The 16,017-nt window shown below is 40.6% G+C and carries 17 protein-coding genes; 6 read left to right on the top strand and 11 right to left on the bottom strand.

Annotation, left to right across the window (positions count from 1 at the left end; genetic code table 11):
• Positions 1–17 precede the first annotated feature (17 nt).
• The 5 genes from ACMX3D_RS07425 to ACMX3D_RS07405 form a co-directional block, all read right to left on the bottom strand.
• Positions 18–329 carry a DUF6679 family protein gene (locus ACMX3D_RS07425; RefSeq protein ID WP_062297298.1) on the bottom strand — a complete coding sequence of 104 codons (312 nt, stop codon included), beginning with the start codon at positions 327–329 and terminating at the stop codon, positions 18–20.
• 534 nt (positions 330–863) lie between these two features.
• Positions 864–1,079 (bottom strand): hypothetical protein, encoded by a 216-nt coding sequence (locus ACMX3D_RS07420; protein ID WP_482750795.1) that lies wholly within the window; start codon positions 1,077–1,079, stop codon positions 864–866.
• A 261-nt stretch (positions 1,080–1,340) separates the two neighbouring features.
• Positions 1,341–2,138 (bottom strand): Nif3-like dinuclear metal center hexameric protein, encoded by a 798-nt coding sequence (locus tag ACMX3D_RS07415; RefSeq protein WP_482750794.1) that lies wholly within the window; start codon positions 2,136–2,138, stop codon positions 1,341–1,343.
• 48 nt (positions 2,139–2,186) lie between these two features.
• The gene (locus ACMX3D_RS07410; RefSeq protein ID WP_482750793.1) at positions 2,187–2,936 is read right to left on the bottom strand and encodes a hypothetical protein; all 750 of its coding nucleotides are present in this window, start codon (positions 2,934–2,936) and stop codon (positions 2,187–2,189) included.
• A gap of 238 nt (positions 2,937–3,174) precedes the next feature.
• The gene (locus ACMX3D_RS07405) at positions 3,175–3,588 is read right to left on the bottom strand and encodes a secondary thiamine-phosphate synthase enzyme YjbQ (protein ID WP_482750792.1); all 414 of its coding nucleotides are present in this window, start codon (positions 3,586–3,588) and stop codon (positions 3,175–3,177) included.
• A 390-nt stretch (positions 3,589–3,978) separates the two neighbouring features.
• On the opposite strand from ACMX3D_RS07405, the gene namA reads away from it, so the two are divergent.
• From namA to ACMX3D_RS07390, 3 genes are all read left to right on the top strand, one after another.
• Positions 3,979–5,046, top strand: a complete 1,068-nt coding sequence (gene namA, locus ACMX3D_RS07400; protein WP_482750791.1) for an NADPH dehydrogenase NamA — start codon at positions 3,979–3,981, stop codon at positions 5,044–5,046.
• A gap of 7 nt (positions 5,047–5,053) precedes the next feature.
• On the top strand, positions 5,054–5,998 hold the full coding sequence (locus ACMX3D_RS07395) for an Rpn family recombination-promoting nuclease/putative transposase (protein WP_482750790.1): 945 nt from the start codon (positions 5,054–5,056) through the stop codon (positions 5,996–5,998).
• Positions 5,999–6,142: 144 nt separating this feature from the next.
• Positions 6,143–6,382 (top strand): hypothetical protein, encoded by a 240-nt coding sequence (locus tag ACMX3D_RS07390; protein WP_482750789.1) that lies wholly within the window; start codon positions 6,143–6,145, stop codon positions 6,380–6,382.
• On the opposite strand, the gene ACMX3D_RS07385 is transcribed toward ACMX3D_RS07390, so the two are convergent.
• A complete protein-coding gene (locus tag ACMX3D_RS07385; RefSeq protein WP_482750788.1) occupies positions 6,379–7,134 on the bottom strand; it encodes a GDYXXLXY domain-containing protein in 756 nt (251 codons plus the stop codon). The genes ACMX3D_RS07390 and ACMX3D_RS07385 overlap by 4 nt on opposite strands.
• 120 nt (positions 7,135–7,254) lie before the next feature.
• The gene (locus ACMX3D_RS07380) at positions 7,255–8,700 is read right to left on the bottom strand and encodes a DUF2157 domain-containing protein (RefSeq protein WP_482750787.1); all 1,446 of its coding nucleotides are present in this window, start codon (positions 8,698–8,700) and stop codon (positions 7,255–7,257) included.
• A gap of 228 nt (positions 8,701–8,928) precedes the next feature.
• Between ACMX3D_RS07380 and ACMX3D_RS07375 the strand changes: the two genes are divergently transcribed.
• Positions 8,929–9,894 (top strand): RsmB/NOP family class I SAM-dependent RNA methyltransferase, encoded by a 966-nt coding sequence (locus tag ACMX3D_RS07375; protein WP_482750786.1) that lies wholly within the window; start codon positions 8,929–8,931, stop codon positions 9,892–9,894.
• A 93-nt stretch (positions 9,895–9,987) separates the two neighbouring features.
• Complete coding sequence (locus ACMX3D_RS07370) at positions 9,988–10,215, top strand: hypothetical protein (RefSeq protein WP_482750785.1); 228 nt, start codon at positions 9,988–9,990, stop codon at positions 10,213–10,215.
• Positions 10,216–10,452: 237 nt separating this feature from the next.
• Here ACMX3D_RS07370 and ACMX3D_RS07365 read toward each other — a convergent pair whose 3' ends face one another.
• The 4 genes from ACMX3D_RS07365 to alaS form a co-directional block, all read right to left on the bottom strand.
• The gene (locus ACMX3D_RS07365) at positions 10,453–11,214 is read right to left on the bottom strand and encodes a hypothetical protein (RefSeq protein ID WP_482750784.1); all 762 of its coding nucleotides are present in this window, start codon (positions 11,212–11,214) and stop codon (positions 10,453–10,455) included.
• A 7-nt stretch (positions 11,215–11,221) separates the two neighbouring features.
• Complete coding sequence (locus tag ACMX3D_RS07360) at positions 11,222–11,587, bottom strand: hypothetical protein (protein WP_482750783.1); 366 nt, start codon at positions 11,585–11,587, stop codon at positions 11,222–11,224.
• A gap of 10 nt (positions 11,588–11,597) precedes the next feature.
• A complete protein-coding gene (locus ACMX3D_RS07355; protein WP_482750782.1) occupies positions 11,598–12,710 on the bottom strand; it encodes a dsRNA-binding motif domain-containing protein in 1,113 nt (370 codons plus the stop codon).
• A gap of 107 nt (positions 12,711–12,817) precedes the next feature.
• Positions 12,818–15,460 carry an alanine--tRNA ligase gene (gene alaS, locus ACMX3D_RS07350; RefSeq protein WP_482750781.1) on the bottom strand — a complete coding sequence of 881 codons (2,643 nt, stop codon included), beginning with the start codon at positions 15,458–15,460 and terminating at the stop codon, positions 12,818–12,820.
• 336 nt (positions 15,461–15,796) lie between these two features.
• Between alaS and ACMX3D_RS07345 the strand changes: the two genes are divergently transcribed.
• Positions 15,797–15,997, top strand: coding sequence for a heavy-metal-associated domain-containing protein (locus ACMX3D_RS07345; protein WP_482750780.1), 201 nt, complete (start codon positions 15,797–15,799; stop codon positions 15,995–15,997).
• The last annotated feature ends 20 nt before the right edge of the window (positions 15,998–16,017 follow it).

The following is a 16,017-nucleotide window of genomic DNA, read 5'->3' as shown; positions in this document are numbered from 1 at the left end:
CAGCACTGTGCTTTTAGTTAATCAGGATTGGAGTCGGTAAAACGGTTACGGATGCGTTCAGCATCAGGACAATCTTCAGTTAGGAGAGGTTCGACATTACCCCTTGGTACGGAAGCTAATTTTTGAGTGACAGCGCCAATACTTTCGAGGCGAACCATTTCTTCCCAAGAACAAACTTCGTCTTCCTCATCCGTTTCGTAGCGTAACGTCACCAAATCTCCCTCTATGTCGATGATGCGGGCGCGTTCAATCCAGCGTTGCTGGTCCCGCAAGAAAACACATACCTCCCGCCCATCGCAACACAGTTGATAAATCTTGCGGTGTAGCATGTACTGCTTCTGCCTTTTTAAACAACGTACGTTAAACCTGAAAAAATTTGGGTTTTACCCCAAGAGATTACATCCCTAGAGAAGTGAGTTTCACGGTTCAAGTTACTGCACCCGTTAAACTTAACCTCTATTTAGGGTTGTAAGAGTGAATGTCTACTTCATAGAAGTCACACAATCCGGGATTTGTGCTAACCAGTTTAATAACTGCTGGTGAGTCTTTCCTATCATTATGTAATAATAAATACTCCAAAACAAGCGGTGATTGCGGTTGTTTAAGTTGCCTACTTGTAGTCATGGGCATCACTGGGAAGTCTGGGGACTTTGCTGTACTTTTACCCCTATGTATTTGATCTTAACTCATTATTTTGCTGGCCTTCATTGTTTTCAACAACAACATCTTAATGAGTTTTAAATTTTGGGCTGTTGTTTGGGAAAAAGATTGTCTTTGGAGACTGGATGTAGGGGTATAAGAGTTTTAAACACCTACATCCTTACACCCTTATACCCCTGTACCCTTCACTAAGCTTTTGCCAATTAGTTAGATCTGTATTGAGTCAGAAATTCTATCAGCCGCTCTGAAGAACCCTCTCGTTTGATTTTACCTGCTGTGACTGCATCATATAAATCTGCCAAAGCCGCCAAATCCTCAGACTGATAGCACTTGGTAGCTAGGACTTGATGAAGCAGACCCTCAGATTCAACACTAAGATATCCAGTTTGGAAAGCAGATTCAACGAGTGCGCGAATCATTTTAATTAGGGCATAATAAGCAACTTGATACATCTAGTGTGGAATATTAATTGTGAAGACTGATTGATATGAAACAGCAGATACTAGTGATTATAATTACAAAAAAACCGTGATTTCAATCACAGTTTTTTACAAGTACGGTAATAGTTATATTACGGCTTGATAAGTATAAACTATGAGGTTATAAGTAAGCATTTTCTGTTTTGAGTATAGTTTCATGATTTTTACCCGATACAAAATATACAATCAGATTTATGGTTATCAAATATACTGACTAGAAAAGTAGCGGAAATCTTCATCCTGTTGACTGAATTGCACCCAGTCAAGGTTTAAAGATATAAATTTTTGTGACAAGCGATCGCAAGCAGGGCGTTCTGTGGCGTAATGTCCAGCATCAATTAAAATTAAACCGCGATCGCGGCTTTCCTGAAACTGATGAAATTTGCAGTCAGAAGTTAAGTAAACTTGCGCCCCGGTTTTCACTACCGCCGAAATGAAACTAGCGCCTGAACCACCCAAAACAGCCACCCGTGAAATTGTTTGTTGTAAATCAGCTGTTGGGGAAAAAATCAAATCCGGGGGAGAAAGTCGCTGTTGAATTACTGCTAGTAACTCTTGTAGTGTCAGTAATTTTTCGAGTACACCAACACGTCCGTAACCTAAGCCGGAAACAGTCGGTACTATAGGCGTGACTTCCTGAAGGTTGAGAATTTGTGCCAAAACGTCAGCCGTACCGTCTTGTACTTGGTCGAAATTAGTATGAGCAGTATATATACCAATATTGTGGGTAAAAGCTAACCTTACCATTTCGGAAAGTGCATCACCACGCCGGAGAGATTTCGGAGGAGTAAAAATCAAAGGATGATGGGCAAAAATTAGATTAGCATTATGAGCGATCGCTTCTTCCATCACCGCCAAAGTTGGTGTTAAACATACCAACACCCGCGCCGACTCTTGCAAAACTCCAGGCTCAACTTGCCAGCCACAATTATCCCAGCTTTCACACCAAGCCGGATTCGCCCATTCTTCAAACCAACTAATTAAATCAACAATTTTCATAATTCCTTAATCGATTTTTCAATCCAAAATCCAAAATCTAAAATTCTTTCATCGCCTTTGCGGTTGAATATTCAACTGTAATGCTAACTGCTGACGTATCTCCTGAAAAGGCTGATTCCATACAGGCTGAGTATTCCAATTCCAGGCTGCTACAGGGATGTATCCTTGACTAGCAAGATGAGTTAACAAACGATATTCATCTTTTGGTTCACGGGAAAAAGGAAAAGGATTACGAAAACCCGTGTCACACAGTTTATAATTTGTCGGTTTATCAAGACTAATACGATGTATTAATTCCTGTCCTTTAGCCAGCAAATAATCTAAAAAAATCAAACTGAAAGGTTCTAATTGTGCGCGAGTTTGTGGTTCTTTTTGTACCCATCTTGCCCACTCAAAACCATACATAAAATCGTGAACATAACAAAAGCGAATTTCCTGCTTTCTTCCAAATAACTTGCTAAGAGAAACCATTTTGTGAGTAAAAGCCTTTAAAAATGTTACAGCATCATCTCCCATTGGCAGAGCTTGCCGCAAAATACTACTTACCATAAAATCGCAATCCCAAAAAATATTTGTGGGAAAGTTTTCTAATTGAGCATCTAATATGCGTTCTAATGTATTTTGCAAATTTGATATCAGTTTAATATCAGTTGTTTCTTCCGTAATTAAATTTCCCAATTCAGCAAAACTCGTAATTACTTGTTTTTGAGGATTGAGCGATAAAGGATTTACAGACTGCTGGGACAGAAATTCATCAAGAATTTGAAAGTTATAAGTAGAATGCAGGTCTTGCTTCATACAGATTTAACTAGCCTCAGCAAATAATCTATATTTCATTTTATGAGCTTCTATCTAGAAATACCTAATAATATTAACTAAATATAAAATAATATTAAAATTTGTATATTACCAAAAAAGCCGCAGTTTTAGTGGCGGCTTTTAGATATTGTGAATATACTCAAATTTTAACTTTTTCTCTATGCCTATGAGTGAAGTAAAAAAAATTAGGAATAAAAACTCATAATCCACATTCTAATTAGCCAGAAATGTGAACAACCAATTCTCGTGTATGACTGCGTTGACGATGTTCCCAAACATAAATTCCCTGCCAAGTACCCAATACCAAATGACCGCGATTAATAGGTATATGTTCAGAAGTATGAGTCAAGGCTGAACGGATGTGTGCTGGCATATCATCAGGCCCTTCCGCGTCATGGATGTAGCCACCAGATTCCGGGACTAGTTTAGCCATAAAATTAGCTAAATCTACCAATACATCGGGATCAGCATTTTCTTGTATTACTAAACTAGCGGAAGTATGGCGTAAAAATAAAGTGCAAAGACCAGTTTCCACACCCGATTCAGAAACTATGGCTTCGACTTTAGCAGTGATGTTGTGAAAAGATTTACCAGTAGTAGAAACTCTCAGTAGCTTTTGGTAGTGAACCATTTGTCGATTAATTGACTATTCACTAACAATATAGACTTTCTTAGGCAATTAGCTGCAACATTCAGCCACAATTTAGCTATATTATTGAATGATGCTAATGAGTATGATAAATATTTTTCTGGTGATTAGATGAGGGCGATCGCTCAACAAAGTTCTAGTTAAATTGAATCTTATCTAGTAGACACTTCAACAACAAGAGTGTGATCAAGTTTTAACTGTCTATTTTGATAAATTATCAATATTTTATTTATATAAATTTACAATATTTTTTGTCAAACTAGCAAAATAATAATACCCGCCTTTGTGCTTTCGGGCATTATCTGTAGATTGAGATTTTCAGGATTTACCCCAAAAGTTTTTCTACCCTAGCAAGCGAAGGAAATCATCCCAATGGCACATCTATTTGAAGCATTCAGGATTCGTGAAATCACCTTTCGCAACCGCATTGTTGTTTCACCCATGTGTCAATACTCTAGTACAAATGGGTATGCTAACGACTGGCACTTAGTACATTTAGCTTCTCGTGCAGTTGGTGGTGCAGGTTTAGTGTTCACCGAAGCAGCGGCGGTAGAACCGCGTGGGCGAATTAGTCCGCAAGATTTGGGCATTTGGTCAGACGAACACATAGAAGGTTTAGCCAAAATTGTCGAATTAATTCATAACTTTGGTGCAGTTGCTGGGATTCAACTCGCCCATGCAGGGAGAAAAGCCAGCACCGCCAAACCCAGTCGTGGTGGAAAAGCCTTAGATGAATCGCAAGAAGGTTGGCGACCTGTAGTTTCCAGTAGTGCGATCGCATTTAGTAAAGACAGTCCAGTCCCAGAAGCCTTGAGTATTGCCGGAATTCAACAAATTATTCAAGCTTTTGTTGAAGCAACTCAACGTTCATTACAAGCTGGCTTCAAAGTCGTGGAAATTCACGCAGCTCACGGCTACCTACTACACCAATTTCTCTCACCCTTAGCGAACCAGCGTCAAGATGAATATGGTGGTAGCTTTGAAAATCGAATTCGTCTGTTGTTAGAAGTTGTTGCAGGTGTACGCCAAGTCTGGCCCGAAGCCTATCCTTTATTTGTACGTATTTCCGCCACCGATTGGATAGATAAAGGATGGGATATTGAGCAAAGTGTTGCCTTGAGCGATAAACTCAAATCCTTGGGTGTAGACTTAATTGACTGTTCCTCTGGGGGAATTATTCCTGGGATTAACATTCCCGTCAAACCCGGTTATCAAACTCAATTTGCTGAACGTATTCGCCAGGAAGCAAAAATTTCTACAGGTGCAGTCGGCTTAATTACCTCTCCCGAACAAGCCGACCAAATTATCCAAACAGAAGTAGCAGACTTAGTTTTCTTAGGACGTGAATTACTCCGCAACCCTTACTGGCCGCATCTAGCCGCCAAAAAACTAGGACACGAGAAACTCTGGCCAGTACAATACGATCGCGCCTGGATTTAGTATTACAATGCCAGAACACGATCGCCTGTTCAAAGAATTACTTTCGACTTTTTTCATCGAATTTCTGGAGTTGTTTCTACCACAACTTGCCAACACAATTGAGCCAAACTCCATTCGTTTCCTACCCCAAGAATACTTTGCTGACCTCACCGCAGGCGAAGATAAAGTAATTGACTTGCTGGTTGAGGTGCAGCAAGCAGGAGAAGAAGTTGGCTTTCTGGTACATATTGAAACCCAATCTTACAGCGAGCGAGACTTCAGCCGTCGAATGTTTTTCTACTTTGCACGGCTGTATCAGAAATATTTGCAGCGCGTCTATCCAATTGTTGTGTTTTCCTTTGATCAGCCTTATCGGGAAGAACCCCATTCTCACACAGTTGAGTTTCCCAACTTGAAGGTATTAGAATTCAACTTCACAGCGATTCAATTGAATCGATTAAACTGGCGCGATTATCTCAATCAACCAAATCCCGTAGCAGCGGCCTTGATGGTCAAAATGCAGATTGCAGAGCCAGACCGACCCAAGGTAAAGGTTGAATGTTTGCGACTGCTCGCAACCTTAAAGCTAGATCCCGCCCGCACCCGCTTAATCTCCGGCTTTGTTGATACCTATTTACAGCTAAACCAACAGGAGGAGCAGGTCTTTCAAGAGGAGATTGGTAGACTGGAAATGAATAACCAGGAGGATGTGATGGAAATTGTCACCAGCTGGATGAGGCAAGGTATTGAGCAAGGTATTGAGCAAGGCATTGAACAAGGTATTGAACAGGGAGCCGAGAGAGAAGCCCGATCGCTCGTTTTGCGGTTGTTGAGCCGCAAAGTGGGAGAATTGCCAGAGGAGGTGCGATCGCAAATTGATGCCCTATCCCTACCTCAACTGGAATCTTTAGGAGAAGCTTTGTTAGATTTTTCCAGCTTAGTTGATTTAACCAATTGGTTAGCGCAAAATTGACCTGAACGAGAAAAAACTATGGCTGCTGCCCATAATTGGGGAATATTCAGCACTCAGCACTTTAAAAAGGGAGCTGACAACAACAGTATAGATGTGTAAAGTAGTTGAGAACTATTTACTTTCCCAACTTTCAGGCATCCATCTATGGATAGAAAAACTAAACGCCTACTGCTGCTTGTAGCCTCCTGTAGTATTGCTGGTGTCATTTTAGGTGGTACTAGCAGCTGGGCAGAGAGTAATCTTTGTTTACGTGCCAGTCAAGTCACAAGTAATTGCTTGACCCAAGACCCCATAGAAAAAACTATACAAGGAATGAGTACAGGATTAATCGCCGGGGCTGGGGCAGCATTCGGTGTAGCATGGAATATTCGCCACGAAGACTAAAATTGATAGTTGCGATCGCGTACCCATAGACTCACAGGCACAGCTTTACCCTGTGGGTCAACTTTCACCTTCACGACTATTGAGCGCGATTGTCCGTCTCTCGTTTGGCGCACAGCTTGGGCAACATCATTATTGATCTGTCGTCGTTCTTCATCTGGCACATTATAGTTTTCGATACCATACTGGACATAACCATCTTGATACACACCTTTGAGGGCTGCTTGATTAGTGGCAAGAGATCTGGGTTGATTACTAGTCACTCGTACAGGTCTCCAAGCCCTAGGAACACCACGACTAAAGGATGGTTGCTCCTGTAAAATCACATACAAGTTTGTTCCTTCCCGTAATTCTCCATCCCTGTTACGATTTCTCCGCAGTAATTCTTGCCAACCAGATAACCTTCTGAGTGTAGAAATCCGAGATATGTTGTAGTCAAGCTCTAAAGAATTACCTTGTAGTACATTTCTAGAATTTACAGGTACAGTTTGCAGAATAACTTCTTTACCTGTGAGGTTAGTGTACATTGATAAAAAAGGTACGGCGAAGATAATTCCTGCTTGAATAGCTAAGGGAAGAAACAACCGTCCTGTCGGTAAAGGTTTATTCGCTCTTTGTTCTGTAGCTAACAAATAATCCCGAAAAGTCAGCTTCTCTGAAAATTCAGCTTCGGGAGACAATGATTTATTCTTCGTAGATTCAGAACTTTTAGTAGATTCGGACTTTTTAGCAGATTCCGAAGATTCATTTTTCATGGGCGTAGTCCTAGTAGTAGGGAGAAACAACATAAGTTAGGACTAACGCAGAGAAACTTTAGAAGCTAGGGGCTAGTTGATGTATTTGCTTTAGTATCACGCAGAGTCGCAGACAGAGAATTAGAGGGATTTTACATTACCGGAAGACTTAGAGTTAGAACCTAAACGGCGTTCAAACCAAAGTCCAGCACTAATTAAGGCAGAACCACACATTACAAATACTAGTGACTTGAGTAGCAGTTCAGTGTCATACTCCAGCACTCGACTAATTACTTGCAGGGTTAACAACAGCATCCCGCCCCAAAAAGAGCGCCTGTCGTTAAACTTCATTCCTTCTCGAATCAGTCCCCAAGCTAACACTGTGAACAGCACATTGAAAGCAAAAACCCCCAAATCATCAATGGGGTTGATAGCTTGATGCCAGAAAGGTACTATAGCTGTGAAACCAAGAAAGGTGACAATCAAAGGTAGATTGAAGACTGCTTCCCGACGAATGGGGTTGTTTCGTTGGCGGACTAAAAACAACCATTGCAGTACCGCCAAGCCGCTGAGGATTCCCAAATCAATAATTGGGCGGTACATGAATATATCTATGTTACTAGTTGGCGAAGAGAAATTGAAGCTAGAAGTTTGCCACACCCAACGAAAAGACAACACATAAAAAGCCAGACCAAAGGCTATCAACGCTAAATCACGGGCTAAAGGTTGAAACAGCCTGTAATTAATTGTGGGAAATAGCAGGTCATCGTAACTCCAGAATAATGCTGGCGGCAGAGTAAAAGCAAAGGATGCTACCCAAGGTGCAGCGTCCGAAAAATTTGCCAGTGGTAGGGGGTCAAGGTTTAATTGTAAGGAAGTGGCAAAAATAAAAGCTGCGATCGCAAAAATCCACCGAGAACGGCAGAAGTAAGCTAAAGGTACAAACAACACCCACGACAGCAGAGGCATGTGTTTGATAACTAGTATTGCCCAATTCCAATCATTTGCCGAATAACGTAAGTCTCCAATTCCGATCCAATAGCCAATCTGTATGAGGATAATTCCCATAATTCCCAGGGAATTTAAAGACAGACTGTAAGCCATGACCAAAACGCCGAAACCCCAGGCAAAAAACAGTTCTGGAGTCGAACCGTTAATATTGAAAACATCAGCCATCAATGCGATCGTTGAGCCAAAAACCATCGCGCCTAAAATTAGCAATCCTTCACCCAAGAGGCGTTGACTACGTTTGGGTTTTTTGCCTTCAGGGATGCCAATTGCGGCTTGTCTCCAAGTGTAAAAACCAGTGATGGTAGTGGCCATAAACAAACTCATCATAATGATGAATTTGACATCGCGCGACCATCCTAGCCAGTTAGCAGCAACAAAGGTAATAATGCCCAATGTTAGGAGAATACTGCCAATCATGACCGCAGTCATCATTGAGCGATCGCGTGCAGCCGCTTCTAGATTATTAAATTGATAACGGTCTGCTAATTGTTGGTATTGTGAAGCACTAATTAGTCCTTCATCACGCCATAGTTGTGATTCTCGGCGTAACTTCCGCTGAAAATTATCTAATATCATGACCATCTCCAAAGCAATGAGGTAGTTTCACGGTCAAACAACTTTAGATTTTGGATTTGAGATTGACCCCACAGATAAATCTAGGAGCTTGTACTATTAAGGAACTATTGGTCATCGTCAGAATAGCGGTTATTGTATTTTCAGTATGCAGCCAAGGCATTGCCTAGCATTGTTCTTGTGTAACAGTTTTACTAGGATTAAAAATACGTATAATTATTCACACAAATAATGGAAAAGCCTTCCAATCTATTACTTAAACTCTCACGGCGTTTATTTGAAAGTTTAGAAGAACAAGAAAAATTTATCGCAGCCTTAGTTAATCCCCAAGCTTTTGCACCGTCTATTCTTTGGTGTCAGCCAAAACCAGAAATATCGCCTTTTGCAGTAGAAACACCTTTAACTTGGCAACCACAATTTATCGACAGATTAGCTTTAGGAGAAAAACCAGGACAAAATCCCCTACATAATCAAGGATATTTCTATTGTTTAGATTTTTCTTCTGTATTTTCAGCTTCAATTTTGTTAGCAATTACTCAGCCAGTCCCTACAGTTTTTGATATGTGTGCGGCTCCAGGCGGTAAAAGTGTGTTTGCTTGGAAAGCTTTGCAACCAGAAATACTGATTAGTAATGAAGTGATTGGCAAACGTTTAGGTATGCTCATTTCTAACTTAAAACGTTGCCAGATAAACCCATCGATTGTGGTGAATCGAGATTCGAGTATTTTTGCTGAAAGTATACCTGCATCGAGCAATTTAGTAATTGTTGATGCTCCTTGTACCGGACAATCTTTACTAGCTAAAGGTGAAAAAGCACCAGGATGTTTTCATCCCACTGCAATTAATAAAAGCGCCAATCGTCAAAAACGTATCATTGCTAACTCTGCTCAAATTGTCGCTCCTCAAGGGTATCTTGCTTATATGACTTGCACCTATTCCCCAGAGGAAAACGAGCAGGTTTGTGAATGGTTTTTATCCCGCTTTCCGCAGTTTCAAGCAGTCAAAGTTAGCCATTTACAAGAGTATCAATCGCACCTTACAACTATTCCTTGTTATCGGATGTTTCCGCAAAGTCGATTAGGTGCTGGTGCGTTTGCTGTGCTGTTTCAAAATACTGCTGAGGGTGAGAGTCTAGAGTTAGATTTAAGTGCTTTATCTGCGGTGTGGATGAATAGTAGGAATGAAGCTCCAGAATAGAATGTTTACTTGTGCAGGTATAAGGTACAAGTCCTTACCAGTTCAGAGTAAAATATAGTTAGTAAAGTTGGGGTTTAGTTGAGAGACGCTTCTATGATGAATTTACAAGAAATTATTAATTCTATTAATAAATTACCCATTGAAGAACGTGAATATTTATTTGAATTTCTGCGTCAAAAAAAGGAGGAAACTAGAGGGGATAATTTTTGGCAAGGATTACAAAAATTTAGAAAGGTAATTCAAAGCGAGGAGATAATTTTTACTGATGAGGATTTTGCTGATTTACGAGATCGTAGCCTAGGTAGAGAAATTAATTTATGAGTTTGAAGTTCTTACTTGATAGTAATATTCTCTCAGAGCCAGCACGTACTATACCAAATGTCAATGTTTTACATAAACTAGATATTCATAAGTCAGACGTGGCTGTTTCTAGTATTGTTGTTCATGAACTTTTATATGGTTGTTTGCGTTTACCGGAATCTAAACGGCGTGATTCACTTTGGAATTATATTTATGAAAATGATTTCTTAAACTACACACAATCGATCTAGAAGTCTGCTAAGTATCAGAATCGTACAATATTTTTAAATGTGCAGGTAAATCTATTTCTTGAAATTGTTCAATAGGAGTAGTCGGAAGACCACTTAATTCTGATAAATCTCTAATTTTTCTGGTTAATAATTCAATTAAAGTTCCGTTTTTTGTTAGTTGAAATAAGTCTTCCTTGTCTAGAACAACGATAATTTTATTTGTTCTGGCATGAAAAATTATCTGGCGAAGTCTACAATCGCTAACCGCTCTTTGTCTTGTACTATCTCGTTTAGGAAAGCCGGATGCTCCATTTAATGTAACAAAAACTCCAAGACCTGCACCTCTCAAATTGTGTTCCATTATGCTACATAATCGAGCAAATTGATTTTCTTTTAAAGGTTCTTTTGTAGCTTTTGCCTCAATTACTATATCTCTATTTTCCTGTTTAAGATATAAAGTTTTACGCACGACTTCCCAACTAATATCATCACCAGTTACCAGCAAATCATATTGAGGGCCGGCAGATTGAAAACTTTTAATACTTTGTACGCCTTTTAGACCTTTAAATAATAACAGTACAATCTTTTCTAGTAGTTTGCCAGCGTCTTGTGTTTGTTTGGGTGTGGGAGTTGCTAGTTGTGTATATATTTTTAATTCATTCAAATATTCAGAAAGTTTATCATCTACCTTATACAAATAAGAAGCTAATTTGTTTAATGCTGGATCTCCTTGCTCCAGACGTTCCATAGCTTTAATTATGCTGTCAACAAGCTCATCATTACTTTCCATGACTCAATTAAACAAACTCAATTGGTTGTTTAGATATCGCCATAAGATCAAACGATAACTCATCATAATTTTCTAGAACCATATCACAATTGGGGCAAGTCCAAGGTAAATCAGGAAAGCCTTTACCATAAGGAATTGCACCTACAGGAACATCTGGTTCACAATTATGATAAATGAGAAGTTTCATTTCACAGAGTCCTTCTGCTTCAAGAACTGCCAAGATGGCAATGGCATCAGAGTATTCTATACCCAACAGTACAGCAAGTTGATGCGGCATTACATTGGTCGAAGCCGTTATAAAATGCTTACTCAGTTCAGCTTTATGATTATCAGACAAAAAGCCTAAACGCTCTTTGTGAATTAAGCTAACCATTGCCTTAGCCTTAAAGTCCAAGTTCTTTTAGCAGAAACCTAAGAACAGAAGTACTACCACCATAATACCCTGAATGGCACTTGAGGTGTTGAAGAGAATCTTGGGTTGTAGAGTTGGGTTTTAGTCCAAAATAGCAATGTGCTTTGATGAGATGCTTAACTTTAAGTTTTTTTGACTGGTCTACTTCAATTTCAGTCGTAGTTAATTCTCTGTCTAGTTGAAATTCGTAAGATTTTGTACCCCACTCTTTGATTAAGGTTAACAAGATGGCATCTTCAGCATTTGTCATCTTTTCTGGATCACCTACCAAACCAAGCTTATTTAATACCGAATTAGCTAATTTTTCTGATAAAGCTTGTAATCCTTTAACATCAATCTCCTGAACTCCTGCACTATGAGCATTGATAGCAAGTCCCGATGCTTCTGCTCTAATGCGGAGGTGTCGCCATTTATAGGGATCATGATTAAGATATTTATCCCACATATCGTGCAGAACCAGCTTATGAAGATTAGGATGCTTCCAGTCTGCTTGACAATAATCAGCTAATTCATCAAAAAATCTAGGAATATGATGCCAAAAAGGGAATTGAGATGGCTCTACACGTTCATTTATCCTTGAACTCAATGAAAATCCATTCCAAGATAAAGCTATATAATCTTTTGCTACCTCAGCAATGACAGACCAACGAATATCACGTTTATCTAATTGACTAGCGGTTCCACTTCCCCGATAAATGGAATCATCAATTTTATAAGTTCTTATGTACCACTTTTTATGAGGTTCATTTGGTTCTTGAATAGGCCCATACCAGCCTTCCTGACCAAATTCTGTTAGTAAAGATGCAGAATTATTTAAGGTTGGTGTCCGCATCAATTTACCCTGTTTTAAACTCAACCATTGCCTTGGTTGCTTTACATAACCAACTAATATTTGATCTGAAGTAAGCTGACCTTTTTCAAGTGCATTAGCTATGTGTATTGCTAATTCAGATTTTTTAAGCCGACTTGTTACTGATGAAATAAGCTGGAGGGTTTCACTAGTAAACTCATTACTAGATAAAAGTTGCTCACAGAATTCTCTACCTGGCGAAAAACCATGATCAACAAAAGCGTGAATACTCATGTCGTGTCGATGCACTTGAAAGGATATTAAAAAAAGAGCATAGCAAAAAGTATCTACGCTTAAGCAATTTACAGTAGGGCAGACATCATTGCCGGCCCTACTATAAATTAACCCAAGCCAGCTTTTAACTCACTTTGCGCTTGTTCTAAAGCGGCTGGTAATTTACTGTCATCGCGCCCCCCAGCTTGGGCTAGGTTTGGTCTACCGCCGCCGCCACCGCCGCAGATTTTAGCGATCGCACCCACAAATTTTCCAGCTTGCAAACCTTTCTTGTTTACCTCTGGGCTGAAGGCTGCAACTATGCTGACTTTACCAGCTTCGGGAACGGAACCGAGTACCACTGCACCGTTACCGATTTTTTGTAGTAAACGTTCCGCCGCAGTTTTTAAGGATTCTGGGTCAACGCCTTCGAGTTGGGCAACAATAATTTTATGGTCGCCTACTGTTTGGGCTGTGTCTAGCAAGCTGTCTGATTTAGCGATCGCTAGTTGTCCTTTTAGCGTTTCTAGTTGCTTCTCGGCATTTCTTAGTTCAGTTTGCAGAGTGGTGATTCTCTCTGGTAGTTCTTCGGGTTTAACTTTAAAGCGATCGCTTAAATCTTTGACTACTTTATCCCGAACATTCAGGTAATCTAGTATCGCAGGGCCGGAAACTGCTTCAATCCGCCGCACCCCAGAAGCCACACCAGCCTCAGAAATAATCTTGAATACGCCAATCTCAGCAGTATTACTTACGTGCGTACCTCCGCACAATTCCATCGACACACTAGGAAAATCGATGACGCGGACTTCATCTCCGTATTTTTCCCCAAACATCGCCACAGCGCCTCTAGCTTTGGCTTCGGCTAAGGGTAAGATTTCAATTTTCGCGGAGTGTGCTTCAGAAATCCAAGTGTTTACCTGTTCTTCAACTTGCTGGACTTCTTCGGCTGTTAAAGCGCGGGGACAGTTAAAGTCAAAGCGTAATCTGTCGAAGGAAACAAGTGAACCAGCTTGAGATATTCCCTCATCCACGATTTTCTTTAACGCCGCTTGCAGTAAGTGGGTGGCTGTGTGGTTAGCTTGGGCGCGACGACGACAAGCAGCATCTATTTGGGCTGTAACAGAATCACCAACACGCAAAGTTCCGCGTTCGATGCGTCCGAAGTGTACGAAGAAATCAGATTCTTTCTTCACATCTTCCACGCGTACCACAATACCATCGCCAGAGATATAACCGCGATCGCCTATTTGTCCTCCAGATTCGGCGTAGAATGGGGTTTGATTGAGGACGATTTGCACCTCTGTTCCTGCTTCTGCTTCTTCCTCAGCGACACCATTGACTAGTAATACTTCCACTTTCGCCGTCGTCGCAGCTTGGGTATAACCTAAAAATTCGGTGGCGTGGATGTGTTCTGCAAGTTTGTCGAGGGAACCTTGCACCGTTAAATCGATGGTTTCGTGGGCAGCTTTTGCACGTTCCACCTGCTTTTGCATTTCACTATTAAATCCAGTTTCATCAACGGTGAGGTTGTTTTCTTCCGCGATTTCTTGGGTGAGTTCCAAGGGGAAACCGTAGGTATCGTACAAGGTGAAAGCACTTTCACCACTGATTTGGGTTTGACCTTGTTGTTTGACTTGTTGGATAATATCTTCGAGAAGTTTCTCACCTCTATCTAGGGTTTTGAGGAAGTTCGATTCTTCCCGTTCCAGTTCAGCTTTGATGGCTGCTTCCCGTTGGCGGACATTGGGGTAAGCTGATTCCGAAAGAGCGATCGCAGTATCTGCTACTTGGTTGATAAAATTTCCCGAAATGCCAATTAATCGGCCATGACGTACCACCCGCCGAATTAATCGCCGCAACACGTAACCCCGTCCCACATTGGAGGCGCGGATTTCATCAGCAATCATATGAATGACAGCACGCACATGATCACCAATTACTTTTAATGAGACTTTGGTTTTCTCATCGCTAGAATGGTAATCAATGCCAGCAATTTGCGCTGCCGTTTTAATAATTGGGAAAATTAAATCTGTTTCGTAGTTATTCGGTACTTTTTGGAGGATTTGCGCCATTCGCTCCAAACCCATACCGGTATCTATATTCTTATTTTGCAGTGGGGTTAAATTACCAGAAGCATCCCGGTTGTATTGCATGAATACCAAGTTATAAAACTCGATAAACCGGGAATCATCTTCTAAATCAATATTGTCGTCGCCGCGTTCGGGGTGAAAGTCGTAATAAATTTCCGAACAAGGGCCGCAGGGGCCAGTGGGGCCAGAAGCCCAAAAGTTATCATCTGCACCCATCCGTTGAATTCTAGCTTCGGGTACACCTATTTTGTCACGCCAGATATTGTATGCTTCGTCGTCTTCTTCAAAGACGCTGACGACGAGGTTTTCGGGAGAAAAGCCAAATACTTGTGTGGAGATTTCCCAACCCCAAGCGATCGCTTGTTCTTTAAAATAATCACCAAAGCTGAAGTTACCCAACATCTCAAAAAACGTGTGATGGCGTTTGGTGCGTCCGACGTTTTCAATATCGTTGGTGCGGATACACTTTTGCGATGTGGTTGCTCTTTTAAATTCAGGTGTGCGCTGTCCCAGGAATATCGGCTTAAATGGTAGCATCCCCGCGATCGTCAGCAGCACGGTTGGATCTTCTGGTACGAGGGAAGCACTCTTGAGAATTTGGTGTTCCCGTTGGGCGTAGAAGTCAAGGAATAAATTGCGAATTTCGTTACCGCTGAGTTTCTGGGGATTAGAAGACATGGGTGAACTGAAGTATAAAGTATGAAGTATGAAGTATGAACTATGAAGTATGAACTATGAAGTATGAAGTTACCGTTGGTTTACTCGTACTTCTTGCTTTACCTTTTTTGTAGATAAAGTATGTCGCAGGAGAGAATCTCTTCCCTAGCCTCTATTTTTGCATTTTGTTTCGTCTTGCTGCTAGGAATTTTTACTCACAGAGAGATTTGTGCAGCGATCGCCTACTCCTATATAAGTAATGCTACTACCTCACTCTAGTTAGATGTATGCACTCCTAGCGAAGGAATAACATTTATTTGTAAAGCAAATATTAAAATTTCTCACCAGAGGTAAGTAATGGCACTAAAACTAAAAGTTCCTAATATTACTTGTGAAGGCTGTGCTGAAAAAATTATCGAATCTATTCATGTTATGGAACCGGATGCGCAAGTAGATGTGAATGTTCAAGACAAAACAGTTACGGTAGAATCCGCAGCTTCTGAAGAGTCTATCAAACAGGTAATTGTTGCTTCTGGTTACAACATTGAAGGTTATTAATTTCTTCATAAAATTTTTAC

This window comes from Anabaena sp. TISTR 8404, from assembly GCF_056847745.1.
The sequence above is the reverse complement of the archived record's forward strand: the minus strand, read 5'-3'. Positions and strand labels throughout refer to the sequence as shown.

Coding starts and splice junctions, on each gene's coding strand:
- ACMX3D_RS07425 (WP_062297298.1), bottom strand. CDS start 329: ATGCTACACCGCAAGATTTATCAACTGTGTTGCGATGGGCGGGAGGTA.
- ACMX3D_RS07420 (WP_482750795.1), bottom strand. CDS start 1,079: ATGATTCGCGCACTCGTTGAATCTGCTTTCCAAACTGGATATCTTAGT.
- ACMX3D_RS07415 (WP_482750794.1), bottom strand. CDS start 2,138: ATGAAAATTGTTGATTTAATTAGTTGGTTTGAAGAATGGGCGAATCCG.
- ACMX3D_RS07410 (WP_482750793.1), bottom strand. CDS start 2,936: ATGAAGCAAGACCTGCATTCTACTTATAACTTTCAAATTCTTGATGAA.
- ACMX3D_RS07405 (WP_482750792.1), bottom strand. CDS start 3,588: ATGGTTCACTACCAAAAGCTACTGAGAGTTTCTACTACTGGTAAATCT.
- namA (WP_482750791.1), top strand. CDS start 3,979: ATGGCACATCTATTTGAAGCATTCAGGATTCGTGAAATCACCTTTCGC.
- ACMX3D_RS07395 (WP_482750790.1), top strand. CDS start 5,054: ATGCCAGAACACGATCGCCTGTTCAAAGAATTACTTTCGACTTTTTTC.
- ACMX3D_RS07390 (WP_482750789.1), top strand. CDS start 6,143: ATGGATAGAAAAACTAAACGCCTACTGCTGCTTGTAGCCTCCTGTAGT.
- ACMX3D_RS07385 (WP_482750788.1), bottom strand. CDS start 7,134: ATGAAAAATGAATCTTCGGAATCTGCTAAAAAGTCCGAATCTACTAAA.
- ACMX3D_RS07380 (WP_482750787.1), bottom strand. CDS start 8,700: ATGATATTAGATAATTTTCAGCGGAAGTTACGCCGAGAATCACAACTA.
- ACMX3D_RS07375 (WP_482750786.1), top strand. CDS start 8,929: ATGGAAAAGCCTTCCAATCTATTACTTAAACTCTCACGGCGTTTATTT.
- ACMX3D_RS07370 (WP_482750785.1), top strand. CDS start 9,988: ATGATGAATTTACAAGAAATTATTAATTCTATTAATAAATTACCCATT.
- ACMX3D_RS07365 (WP_482750784.1), bottom strand. CDS start 11,214: ATGGAAAGTAATGATGAGCTTGTTGACAGCATAATTAAAGCTATGGAA.
- ACMX3D_RS07360 (WP_482750783.1), bottom strand. CDS start 11,587: ATGGTTAGCTTAATTCACAAAGAGCGTTTAGGCTTTTTGTCTGATAAT.
- ACMX3D_RS07355 (WP_482750782.1), bottom strand. CDS start 12,710: ATGAGTATTCACGCTTTTGTTGATCATGGTTTTTCGCCAGGTAGAGAA.
- alaS (WP_482750781.1), bottom strand. CDS start 15,460: ATGTCTTCTAATCCCCAGAAACTCAGCGGTAACGAAATTCGCAATTTA.
- ACMX3D_RS07345 (WP_482750780.1), top strand. CDS start 15,797: ATGGCACTAAAACTAAAAGTTCCTAATATTACTTGTGAAGGCTGTGCT.